Annotated in this window: 11 protein-coding genes; 5 read left to right on the top strand and 6 right to left on the bottom strand. The window is 61.3% G+C overall.

Features of this window, described 5'->3' with window-relative positions; translation table 11 throughout:
- Positions 1 to 138 precede the first annotated feature (138 nt).
- The 4 genes from ligA to AC3WJW_RS12060 form a co-directional block, all read right to left on the bottom strand.
- Positions 139 to 2,496 carry an NAD-dependent DNA ligase LigA gene (gene ligA / locus AC3WJW_RS12075; RefSeq protein WP_493726143.1) on the bottom strand — a complete coding sequence of 786 codons (2,358 nt, stop codon included), beginning with the start codon at positions 2,494 to 2,496 and terminating at the stop codon, positions 139 to 141.
- 129 nt (positions 2,497 to 2,625) lie between these two features.
- On the bottom strand, positions 2,626 to 3,480 hold the full coding sequence (gene zipA / locus AC3WJW_RS12070) for a cell division protein ZipA (RefSeq protein ID WP_102673249.1): 855 nt from the start codon (positions 3,478 to 3,480) through the stop codon (positions 2,626 to 2,628).
- Between the two features lie 270 nt (positions 3,481 to 3,750).
- Complete coding sequence (smc, locus tag AC3WJW_RS12065; protein ID WP_493726142.1) at positions 3,751 to 7,239, bottom strand: chromosome segregation protein SMC; 3,489 nt, start codon at positions 7,237 to 7,239, stop codon at positions 3,751 to 3,753.
- A 2-nt stretch (positions 7,240 to 7,241) separates the two neighbouring features.
- On the bottom strand, positions 7,242 to 7,901 hold the full coding sequence (locus AC3WJW_RS12060; protein WP_015096020.1) for a GntR family transcriptional regulator: 660 nt from the start codon (positions 7,899 to 7,901) through the stop codon (positions 7,242 to 7,244).
- A 267-nt stretch (positions 7,902 to 8,168) separates the two neighbouring features.
- Between AC3WJW_RS12060 and xdhA the strand changes: the two genes are divergently transcribed.
- The 4 genes from xdhA to guaD all read left to right on the top strand — a co-directional run bounded on the left by xdhA (position 8,169) and on the right by guaD (position 14,321).
- Positions 8,169 to 9,623, top strand: a complete 1,455-nt coding sequence (gene xdhA / locus AC3WJW_RS12055) for a xanthine dehydrogenase small subunit (RefSeq protein WP_116582859.1) — start codon at positions 8,169 to 8,171, stop codon at positions 9,621 to 9,623.
- Positions 9,616 to 12,015 (top strand): xanthine dehydrogenase molybdopterin binding subunit, encoded by a 2,400-nt coding sequence (xdhB, locus tag AC3WJW_RS12050; RefSeq protein ID WP_493726141.1) that lies wholly within the window; start codon positions 9,616 to 9,618, stop codon positions 12,013 to 12,015. Before xdhA ends, xdhB begins: the two co-directional genes overlap by 8 nt.
- 136 nt (positions 12,016 to 12,151) lie before the next feature.
- Positions 12,152 to 13,009: a xanthine dehydrogenase accessory protein XdhC gene (xdhC, locus tag AC3WJW_RS12045; protein WP_493726140.1), complete on the top strand. Its 858-nt coding sequence runs from the start codon at positions 12,152 to 12,154 to the stop codon at positions 13,007 to 13,009.
- A 7-nt stretch (positions 13,010 to 13,016) separates the two neighbouring features.
- The gene (gene guaD, locus AC3WJW_RS12040) at positions 13,017 to 14,321 is read left to right on the top strand and encodes a guanine deaminase (protein WP_493726139.1); all 1,305 of its coding nucleotides are present in this window, start codon (positions 13,017 to 13,019) and stop codon (positions 14,319 to 14,321) included.
- Positions 14,322 to 14,500: 179 nt separating this feature from the next.
- Here guaD and AC3WJW_RS12035 read toward each other — a convergent pair whose 3' ends face one another.
- Entirely contained in the window at positions 14,501 to 15,265 is a 765-nt protein-coding gene (locus tag AC3WJW_RS12035; RefSeq protein ID WP_007971481.1) for a GntR family transcriptional regulator, read from the bottom strand.
- 357 nt (positions 15,266 to 15,622) lie between these two features.
- On the opposite strand from AC3WJW_RS12035, the gene AC3WJW_RS12030 reads away from it, so the two are divergent.
- Entirely contained in the window at positions 15,623 to 16,837 is a 1,215-nt protein-coding gene (locus AC3WJW_RS12030; protein WP_493726138.1) for a benzoate/H(+) symporter BenE family transporter, read from the top strand.
- Positions 16,838 to 16,950: 113 nt separating this feature from the next.
- Here the strand turns inward: AC3WJW_RS12030 and AC3WJW_RS12025 are convergent, their stop codons facing one another.
- Positions 16,951 to 17,295 carry a YggL family protein gene (locus AC3WJW_RS12025; protein WP_007971486.1) on the bottom strand — a complete coding sequence of 115 codons (345 nt, stop codon included), beginning with the start codon at positions 17,293 to 17,295 and terminating at the stop codon, positions 16,951 to 16,953.
- Positions 17,296 to 17,389 lie beyond the last annotated feature (94 nt).

Below are 17,389 nucleotides of genomic sequence, written 5' to 3'. Positions count from 1 at the left end.
CCTGGGGCTTGCAGAGACTAGATCATTCTTGTGCCTGGATCGTTCCAGTTGGAATTGAGGTGCCTGTAAAAAGATCGCAGCCTTCGGCAGCTCCTACAGAGATCGGTGTAGGAGCTGCCGAAGGCTGCGATCTTTTGTTCAGATTGGGACGCCGTGCTCTTTCAGGAATACCACAAACGCCTCTTCATCCAGCACCTTCAACCCCAGTTCATTGGCCTTGGTCAACTTCGAACCGGCCCCCGGCCCTGCAACCACGCAATGGGTCTTGGCCGACACGGAGCCGGCGACCTTGGCCCCCAGGCTTTCGAGCTTGTCCTTGGCCACATCGCGGCTCATCAGCTCCAGGGAGCCGGTCAGCACCCAGGTCTGCCCGGCCAGCGGCAAGCCTTCGACGACCTTCTTCTCGCTCTGCCAGTGCATGCCGAATTCAGCCAGTTGCTTTTCGGCCGCCTCGGCCAATTGGCGATTCTCTTCGAGCGCAAAAAATTCACGCACCGAATTGGCCTGTTTCTCCGGCAGAGCCTGACGCATATCCAGCCAGTCAGCACCGATCACCGCCTGCAGCGAGCCGAACTTGTCCGCCAGTTTCTGCGCTCCGCCCGGACCGACTGATGGAATATGCAGCTTGTCGAGAAAACCGCCCAGCGTGGTGCTCGCCGAAAACTCGGCCCCCAACTCGCCCTGATCCTGAATCTGCATGCCATGCCTGAGCAAATCAGCGATCACCTGCTGGTTATGTGCGTCTTCAAAGAAGCTGTGGATCTCGTGCGCGACTTCCAGCCCGACATCCGGCAAGTACGTCAGCACCTGCGGCAAGGCCTGCTGCACCCGTTCCAGCGAGCCCAGGGAGCGTGCCAGCACCTTGGCCGTCTCTTCGCCGACATCGGGAATCCCGAGGGCGTAGATGAACCGCGCCAGACCCGGTTTCTTGCTGTCTTCGATGGCGCCGAGCAGGTTCTTGCTCGACAGTTCGGCAAAGCCTTCCAGATCGACGATCTGTTCGAACGTCAGGGCGTACAGATCGGCCGGCGAACTCACCAGGCCTTCGTCGACCAGTTGCTCGACGCTCTTCTCGCCCAGGCCTTCGATGTCCATGGCACGACGGGAGACGAAGTGAATGATGGCCTGCTTGAGTTGCGCGCCACAGGCCAGGCGACCGACGCAGCGGTACACCGCGCCTTCGCTGACCGTCTCGCGGCCCTTGCTGCGCTTGATCAGTTGTGTGCGCTCGACATGGGAGCCACACACCGGGCACTGCTCGGGAATCTGCACCGGCCGCGCATGTTCCGGACGACGCTCCATGACCACCTGCACCACTTGCGGAATCACGTCACCGGCGCGGCGAATGATCACCGTGTCGCCGATCATCAGGCCCAGGCGTGCGACTTCGTCCATGTTGTGCAGCGTGGCATTGGCCACCGTGACGCCCGCGACCTTGACCGGTTTCAGACGCGCCACCGGCGTCACCGCACCGGTGCGGCCGACCTGGAATTCCACATCGAGCAGCTCGGTGAGCTCTTCCATCGCCGGAAATTTGTGGGCGATGGCCCAACGTGGCTCACGGGCGCGAAAACCCAGTTCGCGCTGGGAGGCGATGCTGTTGACCTTGAACACCACGCCGTCGATTTCATAGGGCAGCGCATTGCGCCGCTCACCGATGTCGCGGTAGTAATCCAGGCACTCGGCGATACCCTGCGCCAGTTTCAGCTCGTGGCTGATCGGCATGCCCCAGGCCTTGAGTTGCTGCAAATTGCCGATGTGCGTATCGGCAATGTCCGCCGACACCTGACCGATGCCGTAGCAGCAGAATTCCAGTGGACGATTGGCGGTGATCTTCGAATCCAGCTGGCGCAAACTGCCCGCCGCTGCGTTGCGCGGGTTGGCGAAAGTCTTGCCGCCGACCTCCAGTTGCGTGGCGTTGAGCCGTTCGAAACCGGCCTTGGACATGAACACTTCGCCGCGCACTTCCAGGGTCGCCGGCCAGCCAGTACCGTGCAGCTTGAGCGGAATGTTGCGCACGGTGCGCACGTTGACGCTGATGTCTTCACCGGTCGTGCCATCGCCGCGCGTGGCGCCGCGCACCAGGACGCCATCCTGGTACAACAGGCTGACGGCCAGGCCGTCGAGCTTGGGCTCGCAGCTGTATTCGACTGTCGCGCCGCCACCGAACAGGTCGCCGGCCGGCAGGTCCAGGCCTTCAGTCACCCGGCGGTCGAACTCACGCATGTCGGTTTCTTCGAAGGCGTTGCCGAGGCTGAGCATTGGCACTTCGTGACGCACCTGGGTAAACGCCGACAGCGCCGCGCTGCCCACTCGCTGGGTGGGCGAGTCGCTGGTGATCAGCTCGGGGTTGGCCGCTTCCAGCGCCTTGAGCTCGTTGAACAAGCGGTCGTATTCGGCGTCCGGAATGCTCGGCTCGTCGAGCACGTGATAGCGATAGTTGTGCTGATCCAGCTCAGCGCGCAGCTCTAAAATACGGTTCTTGGCGGCGGTCATGGGTGTTCTCTCGTAAAGCAAAAGAGCAGCCGAGGCTGCTCCTATTTCATCTCATTAAGATCAAGAGATCGCAGCCTCGTTTCACTCGACAGCTCCTACAGAGTGAAGCAAGGCTGCGATCTTTTGCCTTTATCGCTTCTGGGTCAGGGCGCGGCGTTCGAATTCGACGATGCGCTGACGGTAGTGCTCGATCGTCTGGGCAGTCAGTACGCTGCGCTGGTCGTCCTTCAGTTCGCCGTTGAGTTCCTGGGACAACTTACGCGCCGCCGCCACCATCACGTCGAAGGCTTGCTTCGGATGGCGAGGGCCTGGCAGACCCAGGAAGAAGCTCACCGCCGGGGTGCTGAAGTGGTCGATGTCGTCCAGGTCGAATACGCCAGGCTTGACGGCGTTGGCCATGGAGAACAGCACCTCGCCGTTGCCCGCCATGCTTTCGTGACGGTGGAAAATATCCATCTCGCCGAAACGCAGGCCGCTTTCCAGAATGTTCTGCAACAGCGCCGGGCCCTTGAAGCCGGCAGCGTCGCGGCAGATCACACTGATCACCAGCACTTCTTCAGCTTGCGGCTGATCCTTTTCGCCGTGCGCTGGCGAGGACTTGGTGTCATCCGGGAAATCGTCGTCGCGACTGCTGAAGCTCGGGCCGCCATCCAGATCCAGACTGAGGTTCATGTCGCCCTGGGAAGGCTCGCTGTGGCCACGCTTGCCGCGCTTGGAGCCCGATTCACGAGGCTCGCGGGCCGGCATGCTCACCGACGGCAGGTCCTGCTCGTCCAGTTGCGGCTCTTTATGCGTGTCCAGCACGCGCGGCGGGCCCAGCAGCTCGGCGCTGCTGTCCTCGTCCGGCAGGTTGGACAGACTTCGGTCAAGGCGGAATTTCAGTTTTCCCTTGCCGCCGCGCATACGGCGCCAGCCATCAAAAAGAATACCGGCAATGACAATAATGCCGATGACGATCAGCCACTCGCGCAGACCGATTTCCATGTAATCCCGTGCCTCTATAAAAAATGCTGAAAAATAAGGGGTTTACAACCTGCAAACCGCTTTAAAACGTGGCGCCAACTCTATGTTCTGACAGGCGTTTTGCCCACGTATACGAAAAATTGACATTAAACTAGCACGACCAAAGGCAACTTTACACCGTCTACCAAAATCGCTGCGCAAATTATGTCGATTTGCCATCTTCATTCCACCAGTAGAGCGGCATATAGCCCGCACAGCTCAAGCTTAAAGCTTCAAGCTTGATGCTCGCCGCTAGGCGTCCACCATCGCCATCGCCTCCTCGACATCCACTGCCACCAGACGTGAACAACCGGGTTCGTGCATCGTCACCCCCATCAGTTGATCGGCCATTTCCATGGCGATCTTGTTGTGGGTGATATAGATGAACTGCACTGACTGCGACATCTCTTTAACCAAATTTGCGTAGCGTCCAACGTTAGCGTCATCCAGTGGCGCGTCAACTTCATCGAGCATGCAGAACGGCGCCGGATTCAACTTGAAGATCGCAAAAACCAGGGCCAATGCGGTCAGGGCTTTTTCGCCACCGGAGAGCAAATGGATGGTGCTGTTCTTCTTTCCAGGCGGCTGCGCCATGATTGTCACCCCTGTATCGAGTAGATCTTCGCCCGTCAGTTCCAAATACGCGCGGCCTCCACCGAAAACTTTTGGGAAAAGCGCCTGTAAACCGCCATTGATCTGATCAAAGGTATCCTTGAAGCGGTTGCGGGTTTCCTTGTCGATCTTGCGAATCACGTTCTCAAGGGTTTCAAGCGCTTCCACCAGATCGGCGTCCTGGGCATCCAGATACCGTTTACGCTCCGATTGTTGCTGGTACTCATCGATGGCCGCCAGGTTGATCGCGCCCAGACGCTGAATTCGCGCGGCGATGCGCTCGAGTTCTTCCTCGGCTTCCTTCTCGCTGGCCTCGGCGGTCAATGTCGCGAGTACGCCGTGAAGATCGTAGCCGTCTTCCAGCAACTGGTCCTGCAAAGTCTTGCGGCGCACGGTCAGGGCTTGCCATTCCATGCGCTGGGTTTCGAGCTGGCTGCGAATCAACTGGGATTGCTGTTCGGCCTGGCTGCGGCGCTTCTCGGCGTCGCGCAATTCGCGGTCGGCGTCTTCGAGGGCTATCTGCGCGGTCTTGAGCTCTTCGTCGACGGTCATGCGCTTGTCGAGCAACTCCTCGAGTTTCAGGCGCAGTTCTTCCAGGGGGGCTTCGCCCTCCTCCAGATTGAGGCTCAGTTGTTCGCGCTTTTCGGTCAGGCGCTCGGACTGCATCTCCAGACGCTCCAGCGCCTGGCGAGTCGAATCGTGCTGCGCCTTGAGCGAACCCAGACGCACCGCCAACTGATGGGCATGATCCTTGTGTTGCCGCGCTTCCTGCCGCACCCGATCCAGGCGCTCGCGCAAACTGTCGCGCTGGGCCAGCAACAGCTCGCGCTGCTCGGTGTCCAGCGCCATGCTGTCGAGGGCTTCCTGCAGTTGCAGGCGCGCTTCACCGATGTTTTCGTGCTCCAGCGCGCGCTGTTCATCCAGCTCGGTGAGTTCTTCGTCGAGGCGAGTACGGCGCAGGGTCAATTGCTCGGCCTTGGCTTTTCCGGCCGACAACTGGGCTTTCAATTCACCTTGCTGGCGGGCTTCGTCCTGCAGCAAGCGGCGCAAATGCTCGCGGCCGTTTTCCTGCTGACGCTGTTGCGCCCTGAGATTCTGCAGTTGGGTTTCCAGGGTTTCGACGGCGGCTTCGCGCTCTTCGCGCTCAAGGCCCAATTGCTGGATTTCCTGACCCCGGGCGAGCACGCCGCTTTCCGCTTCACTGGCCCGACGCACGCGCAGAAAATGCCGACCGACCCAGTAACCGTCACGGCTGATCAGGCTCTGCCCGGCAGCCAATTGCCCGCGCAAGGCCAGGGCCTGCTCAAGGCTGTCGACCGGCTTGACCTGCCCCAGCCATGGCGACAGATCGATCTGCGCCTCGACCTTGTCCAGCAGGCTGCCCGGCACCCGTACGCCATCGCCGGCCGGGCTGAGCAAGCGCAAGTCGCCCTGGGCAAAGCCCGACAAGTCGAAATCGTTGAAATCGTCCACCAACACCGCCTGCAGGTCGGCGCCGAGCACGGTTTCCACCGCCAGCTCCCAACCGGCCTCAACCTTCAGGCCTTCGGCCAGGCGCGGGCGATTCGCCAAGTTCTGTTCGCGCAGCCATTCAGCGGTGCCAGTACCCGGATCGAGCGCGGCTTGCTGCAAGGCTTCGAGCGAAGCCAATCGACCGTTGAGCCGCTGCAAATCGCCCTGGGCCTGTTGTTGCGCCGTCAGCGTTTGCTGTAATTGCTGGCGCAGTTGCTCGAGCTTTTCGACCTGAGCCTCTTCACTGGTCTGTAAATCTTCGAGGGTCGCCTCGGACTCGGCGAGCTGCTCGCTGAGCTCCATGATCGCCGCGTCTTCCGGGTCCGCCGAGAGCAAGGCGCGCTCTTCGCTCAGGCGCTTCTGGCGATCGGCCAGGCGCTCCAGGCTGGTTTCCAGCTGCTGGATCCGCGATTGCTGCACTTCGGCCTGACGGCGCGGTTCGGCGGCGGTGAGGTTGAACGTATCCCACTGCTCCTGCCAGCCATGCATGGTGGTTTCGGAGTCTTCCAGCGCGGCGGCGGCCTCTTCGGCGGCGGCGCTGGTGACTTCCTGTTCCGGGGTCAACATGTCCAGCTCTTCGCCGAGGGTCAGCAGCAGCGTGCGGTCATGGCCGAGGTGGGACTCGGTTTCCAGGCGCGCGCGCTCGGCTTCCTTCAGGTCGTCCTGCAATTGCCGCAAGCGTTGCTGGCCGTGCTGGATGCTCTGCTCGACCCGGGCAATGTCACCGCCGACCGAGTAGAAGCGCCCTTGCACCAGATTGAAGCGTTCCGACAGATCGTGGTGCCCGTCACGCAGGCGCTCGATGCTCGCGTCGGCATTGCGCTGCTCGGCCACCAGGGCTTCGAAGGAAACCTCCTGGTTGCCGATGATCGCTTCACGCTGGCCGACCTGATCGTTCAACGCCTGCCAGCGCAGGGCCGACAGTTGCGCCTTGAGTTGACGCTCCTCGCCCTTGTATTCCTGGTACTTCTTGGCGGCCTCGGCCTGGCGATGCAAGCGCTCGAGCTGACGCGTCAACTCCTCGCGCAGGTCGGTCAGGCGCTCCAGGTTCTCGTGGGTACGACGGATGCGGTTTTCGGTCTCGCGCCGGCGCTCCTTGTACTTGGAGATGCCCGCCGCTTCTTCGATGAAGTTGCGCAGGTCTTCGGGCTTGGACTCGATCAGTTTGGAGATCATCCCCTGCTCGATGATCGAGTAGCTGCGCGGGCCAAGGCCGGTGCCAAGGAAGATGTCGGTGATGTCACGACGCCGGCACTTGGTGCCGTTGAGGTAATAGGTGGTCTGGCTGTCGCGCGTCACTTTGCGGCGAATGGAAATTTCCGCGTAGGCGGCGTATTCGCCAAGCAGGGTGCCGTCGGAGTTATCGAACACCAGTTCGATGCTCGCCTGGCTCACCGGCTTGCGGCTGGTGGAGCCGTTGAAGATGACGTCGGTCATCGACTCGCCACGGAGGTTCTTCGCCGAACTCTCACCCATTACCCAGCGAACGGCGTCGATGATGTTCGATTTGCCGCAGCCATTGGGCCCGACCACCGCCGCCATGTTGCTGGGGAAGTTCACTGTGGTCGGGTCGACGAAGGATTTGAACCCCGCCAGCTTGATGCACTTGAGCCGCACGCTCAGGCGTCCGTCAAGGCGGAGATCACCAGATCGCAACTGCGCTGGCCATACGCGGTCAGCACTGTACGGATCTGCGCAAAGTCACGGGCGATCACGGCCGCGAGCAGGCGTTCGAACAGTTCAAGGTATTCGCTCATCGACGCCTTGCGCTGGTCCAGGGCAAGGAAATAGGCACGGCTCATGGCAGGTTGCAGATTCTCGACGGTTTCCTGCAGGTACGGGTTGTTGGCAAACCCGTAGGTGGCGCGCATCACGTTGAAACTGTCGTCGACGAAGGTGTGGATGTCCTGGCGCTCGTAGCTGGCGGTCAGGCGCTGCTGGATTTGCACGAACGGCGCCAGGTCGGCCTGGACTTTCCAGCCGCTGGCCACGGCGTTGGCCAGCAGAATGTACATCTCGCTCATCAGCGTGCACAGGCTCTGCACCTTGTGCGGCGTGAGTTCGGTGACGTGAGCGCCACGTCGCGGCAGGATCGCGATCAGGTGGCGACGCTCGAGGATCAGCAAGGCCTCGCGGACCGAACCGCGGCTGACATTGAGGGCCAGCGTGACCTTCTGTTCCTGGATGCGCTCCCCGGGCTTCATTTCGCCGCGAATGATGCGTTCGGCGAGGTGGTGAGCGATTTGCTCGGCGAGGCTGTCCGGCGCCTTGAACGTCATGGTTGTCCTTCAAACTCTTTGATCTGTACAAGCGGCGCAGTGTAGCGCAATTGCTGCGTCAGGGCGGAGTGCCCGCCCGGAGGTTTTTGGCACGATTCAAGCAAAAAAGCAGGCTATCGAACCAACGACAATAATTAAGGAACAAGGGGTTGATCGACAAAATGCAATTTCCTGACCTTTAAGTCAGAAAATCATTGACCGAAAAGTCAGACCTGCTAAATTCGGTTCCTATCGGTTAACAACAATAATGAGTCTGCGAGGCCTTCCGTGATCCAGTTTTTACTAAACCAGGAACTCCGTAGCGAGCACGCCCTGGACCCGAACCTGACCGTGCTCAATTATCTGCGCGACCACGTGGGCAAACCCGGCACCAAAGAAGGCTGCGCCAGCGGTGACTGCGGCGCCTGCACCGTGGTCGTCGGCGAATTGCAGACCGATGACGACGGCCGCGAACACATTCGCTATCGCAGCCTCAACTCGTGCCTGACCTTCGTATCGTCCCTGCACGGCAAACAACTGATCAGCGTTGAAGACCTCAAGCACAAGGGTGAACTGCACAGCGTGCAGAAAGCCATGGTCGAGTGCCACGGCTCGCAATGCGGCTTCTGCACCCCAGGCTTCGTGATGTCGCTGTTTGCCCTGCAAAAGAACAGCGACGCACCGGATCATGCCAAGGCCCACGAAGCACTGGCCGGCAATCTCTGTCGTTGCACCGGCTACCGGCCGATCCTGGAAGCCGCCGAGCAGTCCTGCTGCGGCAAGCAGCCGGACCAGTTCGACGCCCGCGAGGCCGACACCATCGCGCGCCTGAAGGCCATTGCCCCCACCGATATCGGCGAACTCAACAGCGGCGACAAACGCTGCCTGGTGCCGCTGACCGTGGCCGACCTGGCCGACCTCTACGACGCTTATCCACAGGCCCGCCTGCTGGCCGGCGGCACCGACCTGGCGCTGGAAGTCACGCAGTTCCACCGCACCCTGCCGGTGATGATCTACGTCGGCAACGTCGCCGAGATGAAACGCATCGAGCGCTTTGACGATCGCCTGGAAATCGGCGCCGCCACCGCCCTTTCCGATTGCTACGAAGCCCTGAACGCCGAGTACCCGGACTTCGGCGAATTGCTGCACCGTTTCGCGTCCCTGCAGATCCGCAACCAGGGCACCCTCGGCGGCAACATCGGCAACGCCTCGCCGATTGGTGACTCGCCGCCCCTGCTGATTGCCCTCGGCGCGCAAATCGTCCTGTGCAAAGGCGAAACCCGCCGCACCCTGGCGCTGGAAGATTACTTCATCGACTACCGCGTCACGGCACGCCAGGAAAGCGAGTTCATCGAGAAGATCATCGTGCCCCGCGCCAGCGTCGAAAAACTGTTCCGCGCCTACAAAGTCTCCAAGCGCCTGGACGATGACATCTCGGCAGTTTGCGCGGCCTTCAACATTCGTCTGGAAAACGGCGTGGTCGCCGAAGCCCGCGTCGCTTTCGGCGGCATGGCGGCCATCCCGAAACGCGCCGCTGCCTGCGAAGCCGCGTTGCTCGGCTCGCCATTCAATAACGCCACCGTTGAACGCGCCTGCGCCGCCCTGGGCGAAGACTTCACGCCGCTCTCGGACTTCCGCGCCAGCAAGGAATATCGCCTGCTCAGCGCGCAGAACCTGCTGCGCAAATACTTCATCGAACTGCAAACACCGCACATCGAGACCCGGGTGACCGCTTATGTCTAATCATCACGCCGTAGAGAAGACCCAAGCCGAACTGGCTGAACTGTTCGCCAAGGACCTGACCACCGGTGTCGGCCGCGCCGTCAAGCACGACAGCGCCGCCAAGCATGTGGCCGGTGAAGCGCAGTACATCGACGATCGCCTGGAGTTTCCGAACCAGTTGCACGTTTACGCACGCATGTCGGACCGTGCCCATGCCCGCATCATCAGCATCGACACCTCGCCCTGCTACGCCTTCGAAGGCGTGCGCATCGCCATCACCCACGAAGACGTGCCGGGCCTGAAGGACATCGGCCCGTTGCTGCCGGGTGACCCGCTGCTGGCGATCGACACCGTGCAGTTCGTCGGTCAACCGGTGATCGCCGTTGCCGCGAAAGACCTGGAAACCGCGCGCAAGGCGGCCATGGCCGCGATCATCGAATACGAAGATCTGGAACCTGTACTGGACGTGGTCGAAGCCCTGCGCAAGCGCCACTTCGTACTCGACAGCCACACCCACCAACGCGGCGATTCGGCCACGGCGCTGGCCACTGCCGAGCACCGCATCCAGGGCACCCTGCACATCGGCGGTCAGGAACACTTCTACCTGGAAACCCAGATCTCTTCGGTGATGCCGACCGAAGACGGCGGCATGATCGTCTACTGCTCCACGCAGAACCCTACCGAAGTGCAGAAGCTGGTGGCCGAAGTACTGGACGTGTCGATGAACAAGATCGTCGTCGACATGCGCCGCATGGGCGGCGGTTTCGGTGGCAAGGAAACCCAGGCGGCCAGCCCGGCGTGCCTGTGCGCGGTGATCGCGCACCTGACCGGCCAGCCGACCAAGATGCGCCTGCCGCGGGTCGAAGACATGCTGATGACCGGCAAGCGTCACCCCTTCTATGTCGAGTACGACGTCGGCTTCGACAGCACCGGTCGCCTGCACGGCATCAACCTGGAACTGGCCGGCAACTGCGGTTGCTCGCCTGACCTGTCGGCGTCGATCGTCGACCGCGCGATGTTCCACTCGGACAACTCGTACTACCTGGGCGATGCGACCATCAACGGTCACCGCTGCAAGACCAACACCGCGTCGAACACCGCTTACCGTGGCTTCGGCGGCCCGCAGGGCATGGTCGCCATCGAAGAAGTGATGGACGCCATCTCCCGTCATCTGGCCCTCGATCCTTTGGCCGTGCGCAAGGCCAACTACTACGGCAAGACCGAGCGTAACGTCACCCACTACTACCAGACCGTCGAGCACAACATGCTCGAGGAGATGACCGCCGAACTGGAAGAAAGCAGCCAGTACGCCGAGCGTCGCGAGGCGATCCGTCGCTACAACGCCAACAGCCCGATCCTGAAAAAAGGCCTGGCGCTGACCCCGGTGAAATTCGGTATTTCCTTCACCGCCAGCTTCCTCAACCAGGCCGGTGCCCTGGTGCACGTCTACACCGACGGCAGCATCCACCTGAACCACGGCGGCACCGAAATGGGCCAGGGCCTGAACACCAAGGTCGCGCAGGTCGTGGCCGAAGTGTTCCAGGTGGAAATGGACCGCGTACAAATCACCGCGACCAACACCGACAAGGTGCCGAACACCTCGCCGACCGCTGCGTCCAGCGGTGCCGACCTGAACGGCAAGGCTGCGCAGAACGCCGCCGAAACCATCAAGAAGCGCCTGGTGGAATTTGCCGCGCGCCAGTACAAGGTCAGCGAAGAAGACGTGGAGTTCCACAACGGTCACGTGCGGGTCCGCGATCACATCCTGACCTTCGAAGCACTGATCCAGCAGGCGTACTTCGCCCAGGTCTCGCTGTCGAGCACTGGCTTCTACAAGACTCCGAAAATCTACTACGACCGCAGCCAGGCCCGTGGCCGGCCGTTCTACTACTTCGCCTTTGGCGCGGCGTGCTGCGAAGTGCTGGTCGACACCCTGACCGGCGAATACAAGATGCTGCGCACCGACATCCTCCACGACGTCGGCGCCTCGCTGAACCCGGCCATCGACATCGGTCAGGTCGAGGGCGGTTTCATCCAGGGCATGGGCTGGCTGACCATGGAAGAGCTGGTGTGGAACAACAAGGGCAAGCTGATGACCAACGGCCCGGCCAGCTACAAGATCCCGGCCGTGGCGGACATGCCGCTGGACCTGCGGGTGAAGCTGGTGGAAAACCGCAAGAACCCGGAAGACACGGTGTTCCATTCCAAGGCCGTGGGCGAGCCGCCGTTCATGCTCGGCATCGCCTCGTGGTGTGCGATCAAGGACGCCGTGGCGAGCCTGGGTGATTACAAACATCAACCGAAGATCGACGCACCGGCGACTCCGGAGCGGGTGTTGTGGGGCTGTGAGCAGATGCGCCAGTTGAAGGCGGCCAAGGCTGTCGAGGCTGAAACCGAGTTGGCTTCGCTCTAAGACCGAGGTGCGGCCTTCGCGAGCAGGCTCGCTCCCACAGGGTTATGTGCTGACTGATGGACCTGAACAAATCCAATGTGGGAGCGAGCCTGCTCGCGAAGAGACCGGAACAGACAACAGAGATGTTGAGGTGTTTATGTACAACTGGATCGACGCCCTCGCCGACCTGCAAAACCGGGGTGAACCCTGCGTGCTGGTGACCATCATCGAAGAGCTCGGCTCCACGCCGCGCAATGCCGGCTCGAAGATGGTCATCAGCGCAAACCAGGCCTTCGACACCATCGGTGGCGGGCACCTGGAATACAAGGCCATGAAGATCGCCCGCGAGATGCTGGTCAGCGGCAAGCAGGACACCCATCTGGAGCGTTTCAGCCTCGGTGCCAGCCTCGGCCAGTGCTGCGGCGGTGCCACCGTTCTGTTGTTCGAACCGATGGGCCAGGTGCAGGCGCAGATCGCCGTGTTCGGTGCCGGCCACGTCGGCCGCGCCCTGGTGCCGCTGCTGGCCAGCCTGCCTTGCCGGGTACGCTGGATCGACTCGCGGGAAGATGAATTCCCCGAACAGATCCCCCACGGCGTGCGCAAGATCGTCAGCGAAGAACCGGTGGATGAAATCGACGACCTGCCCGCCGGCAGCTATTGCATCGTGATGACCCACAACCACCAGCTCGACCTCGAACTGACCGCCGCGATCCTCAAGCGCAACGACTTCGCCTACTTCGGCCTGATCGGTTCGAAGACCAAACGCGTGAAGTTCGAACATCGCCTGCGCGATCGCGGTTTCGACACTAGCGTCGTGCAACGCATGCGCTGCCCGATGGGCATCGGTGAAGTCAAAGGCAAGTTGCCTGTGGAAATCGCCATCTCCATCGCCGGCGAAATTATCGCCACCTATAACGCGAACTTCGGCCAGCAGACCTCCAGCGCCGAACCGATTGCCAAACTGCTGCCCGCGTCACGCCGCAGCCAAACCGCAAACTTGAAAGCCTCGAACTGAGAATCTCATGCCTCTGACTCGCAAAGCTTACCGCGCCGCCATCCTGCACAGCATCGCCGACCCAGCCGAAGTCGGTATCGAAGCCTCCTACGAGTATTTCGAAGACGGCTTGCTGGTTGTGGATAACGGCCAGATCAGCGCCCTGGGCCACGCCAGCGAATTGCTGCCGACCCTGCCGGCGGATATCGAGATCACCCACTATCAGGATGCGCTGATCACCCCCGGCTTCATCGATACCCACATCCACCTGCCGCAAACCGGCATGGTCGGCGCCTATGGCGAGCAATTGCTGGACTGGCTCAACACCTACACCTTCCCGTGCGAAAGCCAGTTCGCCGACAAGGCCCACGCTGACCAGGTCGCGGACATTTTCATCAAGGAACTGCTGCGCAACGGCACCACCACCGCGCTGGTGTTCGGCAGCGTGCACCCGCAATCGGTGAACTCGTTCTTCGAAGCGGCCGAGCAGCTCGACCTGCGGATGATCGCCGGCAAGGTGATGATGGACCGCAACGCCCCGGACTACCTGACCGATACCGCCGAAACCAGCTACGTCGACAGCAAGGCGCTGATCGAGCGCTGGCACGGCAAGGGTCGCCTGCACTACGCCGTCACCCCGCGCTTCGCACCGACCAGCACCCCGGAACAGTTGACCCTGGCCGGCCAGTTGCTGACCGAATACCCGGATCTGTACATGCAGACCCACATCAGCGAAAACCTCAAGGAAATCGAGTGGGTCAAGGAGCTGTTCCCCGAGCGCAAAGGCTACCTGGACGTCTACGATCACTACCAGTTGCTCGGCGAGCGCTCGGTGTTCGCCCACGGTGTGCACCTGTGCGATGACGAGTGCGCGCGACTGGCAGAAACCGGTTCGGCCATCTCGTTCTGCCCGACCTCGAACTTCTTCCTCGGCAGCGGCCTGTTCAACCTGCCGATGGCCGAGAAGCACAAGCTCAATGTCGGCATCGGCACCGATGTCGGCGGCGGCACCAGTTTCTCGCTGCTGCAAACCCTTAACGAAGCCTACAAGGTGATGCAGCTGCAAGGTGCGCGCCTGAGCCCGTTCAAGTCGCTGTACCTGGCCACCCTCGGCGGCGCTCGTGCGCTGCGCCTGGAAGACAGGATCGGCACCCTGCAACCGGGCACCGACGCCGACTTCCTGGTGCTGGACTACAACGCCACGCCGCTGCTGGGCTATCGCCTGAAGCAGGCCAATAACATCGCCGAGACGTTGTTTGTGTTGATGACGCTGGGGGACGACCGGACGGTGCTGCAGACGTATGCGGCGGGGAACCTGGTGCATCAGCGCTAAGGTATTCCGGGCATAAAAAATCCCCCGCCGCTTTTCAGCCCGGGGGATTTTTATTGTCTGTCACACCGCCTTCGCGAGCAGGCTCGCTCCCACAATGGATCTTCAGTGATCCTAGCTTATGTATTCAACACAAAACCCTGTGGGAGCGAGCCTGCTCGCGAAAGCAGCGACGCGGTCTATCAGATTTTCGCCGGCGAACGGCCAGGCTTCTTGGTCTGCAGCAAATGCGAGAACACCGCATGCAGGTCATCCGAAGCACTTTCCTCGTCGAGGTTGAGCTTGCTGTCGATGTGATCCATGTGATGCATCATCAGGTTCACCGCCAGTTCAGCGTCGCGCTTCTCGATGGCGTCGATCAACTGGGTGTGCTCGTCGTAGGAACAGTGGGAGCGGTTGCCGCTTTCGTACTGGGCGATGATCAGCGACGTCTGGGACACCAGGCTGCGCTGGAAGCTGATCAACGGGGCGTTTTTCGCCGCTTCAGCCAGTTTCAGGTGGAATTCGCCCGACAGACGGATGCCGGCACCCCGGTCGCCACGGGAGAAGCTGTCGCGTTCGTCGTTGACCATCTGGCGCAATTCGGCGATCTGTTCGGCAGTGGCGTGCTGCACCGCCAGCTCGGTGATCGCGCGCTCGACCAGACGCCGGGCCATGAATACCTGGCGCGCCTCTTCGACACTCGGGCTGGCAACCACGGCGCCGCGATTCGGACGCAACAGCACCACGCCTTCATGGGCCAGGCGCGACAGGGCGCGGCGAATGATGGTGCGGCTGACCCCGAAAATTTCCCCCAGCGCTTCTTCGCTCAACTTGGTGCCGGGCGCCAGACGCTGCTCGAGGATGGCCTCGAAGATATGCGCGTAGACAATATCGTCCTGGGTACCGCTGCGGCCGGCTTTGCCTGCTCGCGGTTGTTTCTTTAGGGGTTGCAACTGTTCGTTCATGGGCACTCGAGTCGGAAGAACTGCGGCGAATTGACCGTGACTGTAATACGGCACAGTGGGTCGCTGGCAAGTATCGCGTAAAAAACACTGCGATTGTACACAATGGATGGTGGCAACACGACTGTACGGCTGAATGTTGCCTCGGCTGTATCGCAACGCCTGATTACTTTTGAGTTTAGGCTTTAACGCAGAATCCGCCTTTTGTAATGCAATCCCTGTGGGAGCGAGCTTGCTCGCGATGACGGCGTCACATTCAGCATTCCTGTTGGCTGATCCACCGCTATCGCGAGCAAGCTCGCTCCCACAGGGCTCAGTGTTGCAGCGGACATCTTCATTTGCATAAGGAACACCACCGTCATGAACGACGCCACCCACACGCAAATCCGCCCTCTGGCCGACACCTCGCCCTCGGCCATCGTCGCCGGGTTCATCGCCATGATGACCGGCTACACCAGCTCCCTGGTGCTGATGTTCCAGGCCGGGCAAGCGGCGGGCCTGAGCAGCGGGCAGATTTCTTCGTGGATCTGGGCGATCTCCATCGGCATGGCGGTGTGCTCCATCGGCCTGTCCCTGCGCTATCGCACGCCGATCACCATTGCCTGGTCGACCCCCGGTGCCGCGCTGCTGATCACCAGCCTGGGCGGCGTGAGCTACGGCGAAGCCATTGGTGCCTATGTGACCTGCGCGGTGCTGGTGACGATTTGCGGGTTGACCGGCAGCTTCGAACGGCTGGTGAAAAAAATCCCGGCATCCCTGGCCGCCGCCCTGTTGGCAGGGATCCTGTTCAAGATCGGCAGCGAGATTTTCGTCGCTGCTCAACACCGCACGGCCCTGGTACTGGGGATGTTCGTCACTTATCTGCTGGTCAAGCGCCTGTCGCCGCGCTATGCGGTGCTGGCAGCCTTGCTGATCGGCACGGCATTGTCAGGTTTCATGGGGCTGCTGGACTTCAGCGGTTTTCACCTGGAGGTCGCCACGCCGGTCTGGACCACACCGCAGTTCTCCCTGGCGGCGACCATCAGCATCGGCATTCCGCTGTTTGTCGTCGCCATGACCTCACAGAACATGCCCGGCATCGCCGTATTGCGCGCCGATGGCTACACCGTGCCTGCCTCACCGCTGATCACCACCACCGGCCTCGCCAGTTTGCTGCTGGCACCCTTCGGCTCACACGGGATCAACCTGGCGGCGATCAGCGCGGCGATCTGCACCGGGCCGCATGCCCACGAGGATCGTAACAAGCGCTACACCGCCGCCGTCTGGTGCGGAATTTTCTACGGGATCGCCGGCGTGTTCGGCGCGACGCTCGCGGCATTGTTTGCCGCACTGCCCAAGGAACTGGTGCTGTCGATTGCCGCACTGGCGCTGTTCGGCTCGATCATCAACGGCCTGAGCATCGCCATGAGCGAAGTGAAGGAGCGTGAAGCGGCGCTCATCACCTTCATGGTCACGGCATCGGGGCTGACGCTGTTTTCCATCGGTTCGGCGTTCTGGGGGATTGTCGCGGGGGTGGTGACGCTGCTGATTCTGAACTGTGGGAGCGAGCCTGCTCGCGATGGTCGTCAACGATAACGCTGGAAGCCTGACACCCCGCGGTGTTCTCAGGTTCATCGCGAGCAAGCTCGCTCCTACAAAAAAAGGCAAAAAAAAACGGCGACCCTTGGGTCGCCGTTTTTTTCAGAACATCAAGCTACCGGATTGATCGGCTTTTCCGGGTACCAGACGTCCAGCAGCGGGCTGACTTCAACGCTGGTCAGCTCGGTGCGGCCTTTGAGCCAGGCTTCAACGGCAGCGCGCTGTTCAGCGCTGACCGAGCCACGCTTCTGCAGGCAAACCAGACCGTAGTCGTCGCCGCCAACATAACCCAGGCCGTTGGCTTCCATGGCTTCTTTGAGGAACGCATCGAGGAAAGCATCAATGGCTTCATCAGCCAAATCTTCTTTGAAATCCAGGTTCAGTTCGAAACCCAGCTCTTGAAATTCATCGACGCACAGTTTTTTGCGCAGACGCTGGGAACGGTTAGTCGCCATTGGAACAATCCTCTTAAGTAATAACGGGCGGCACTTTAGCAGTTTAAGCCGCCGATTGCCTGACTCTCTGGGCCACCACGCCTACCGTCGGTAA

The sequence above is a fragment of the Pseudomonas sp. GW821-FHT07G06 genome, from assembly GCF_058986625.1.
The sequence above is the reverse complement of the archived record's forward strand: the minus strand, read 5'-3'. Positions and strand labels throughout refer to the sequence as shown.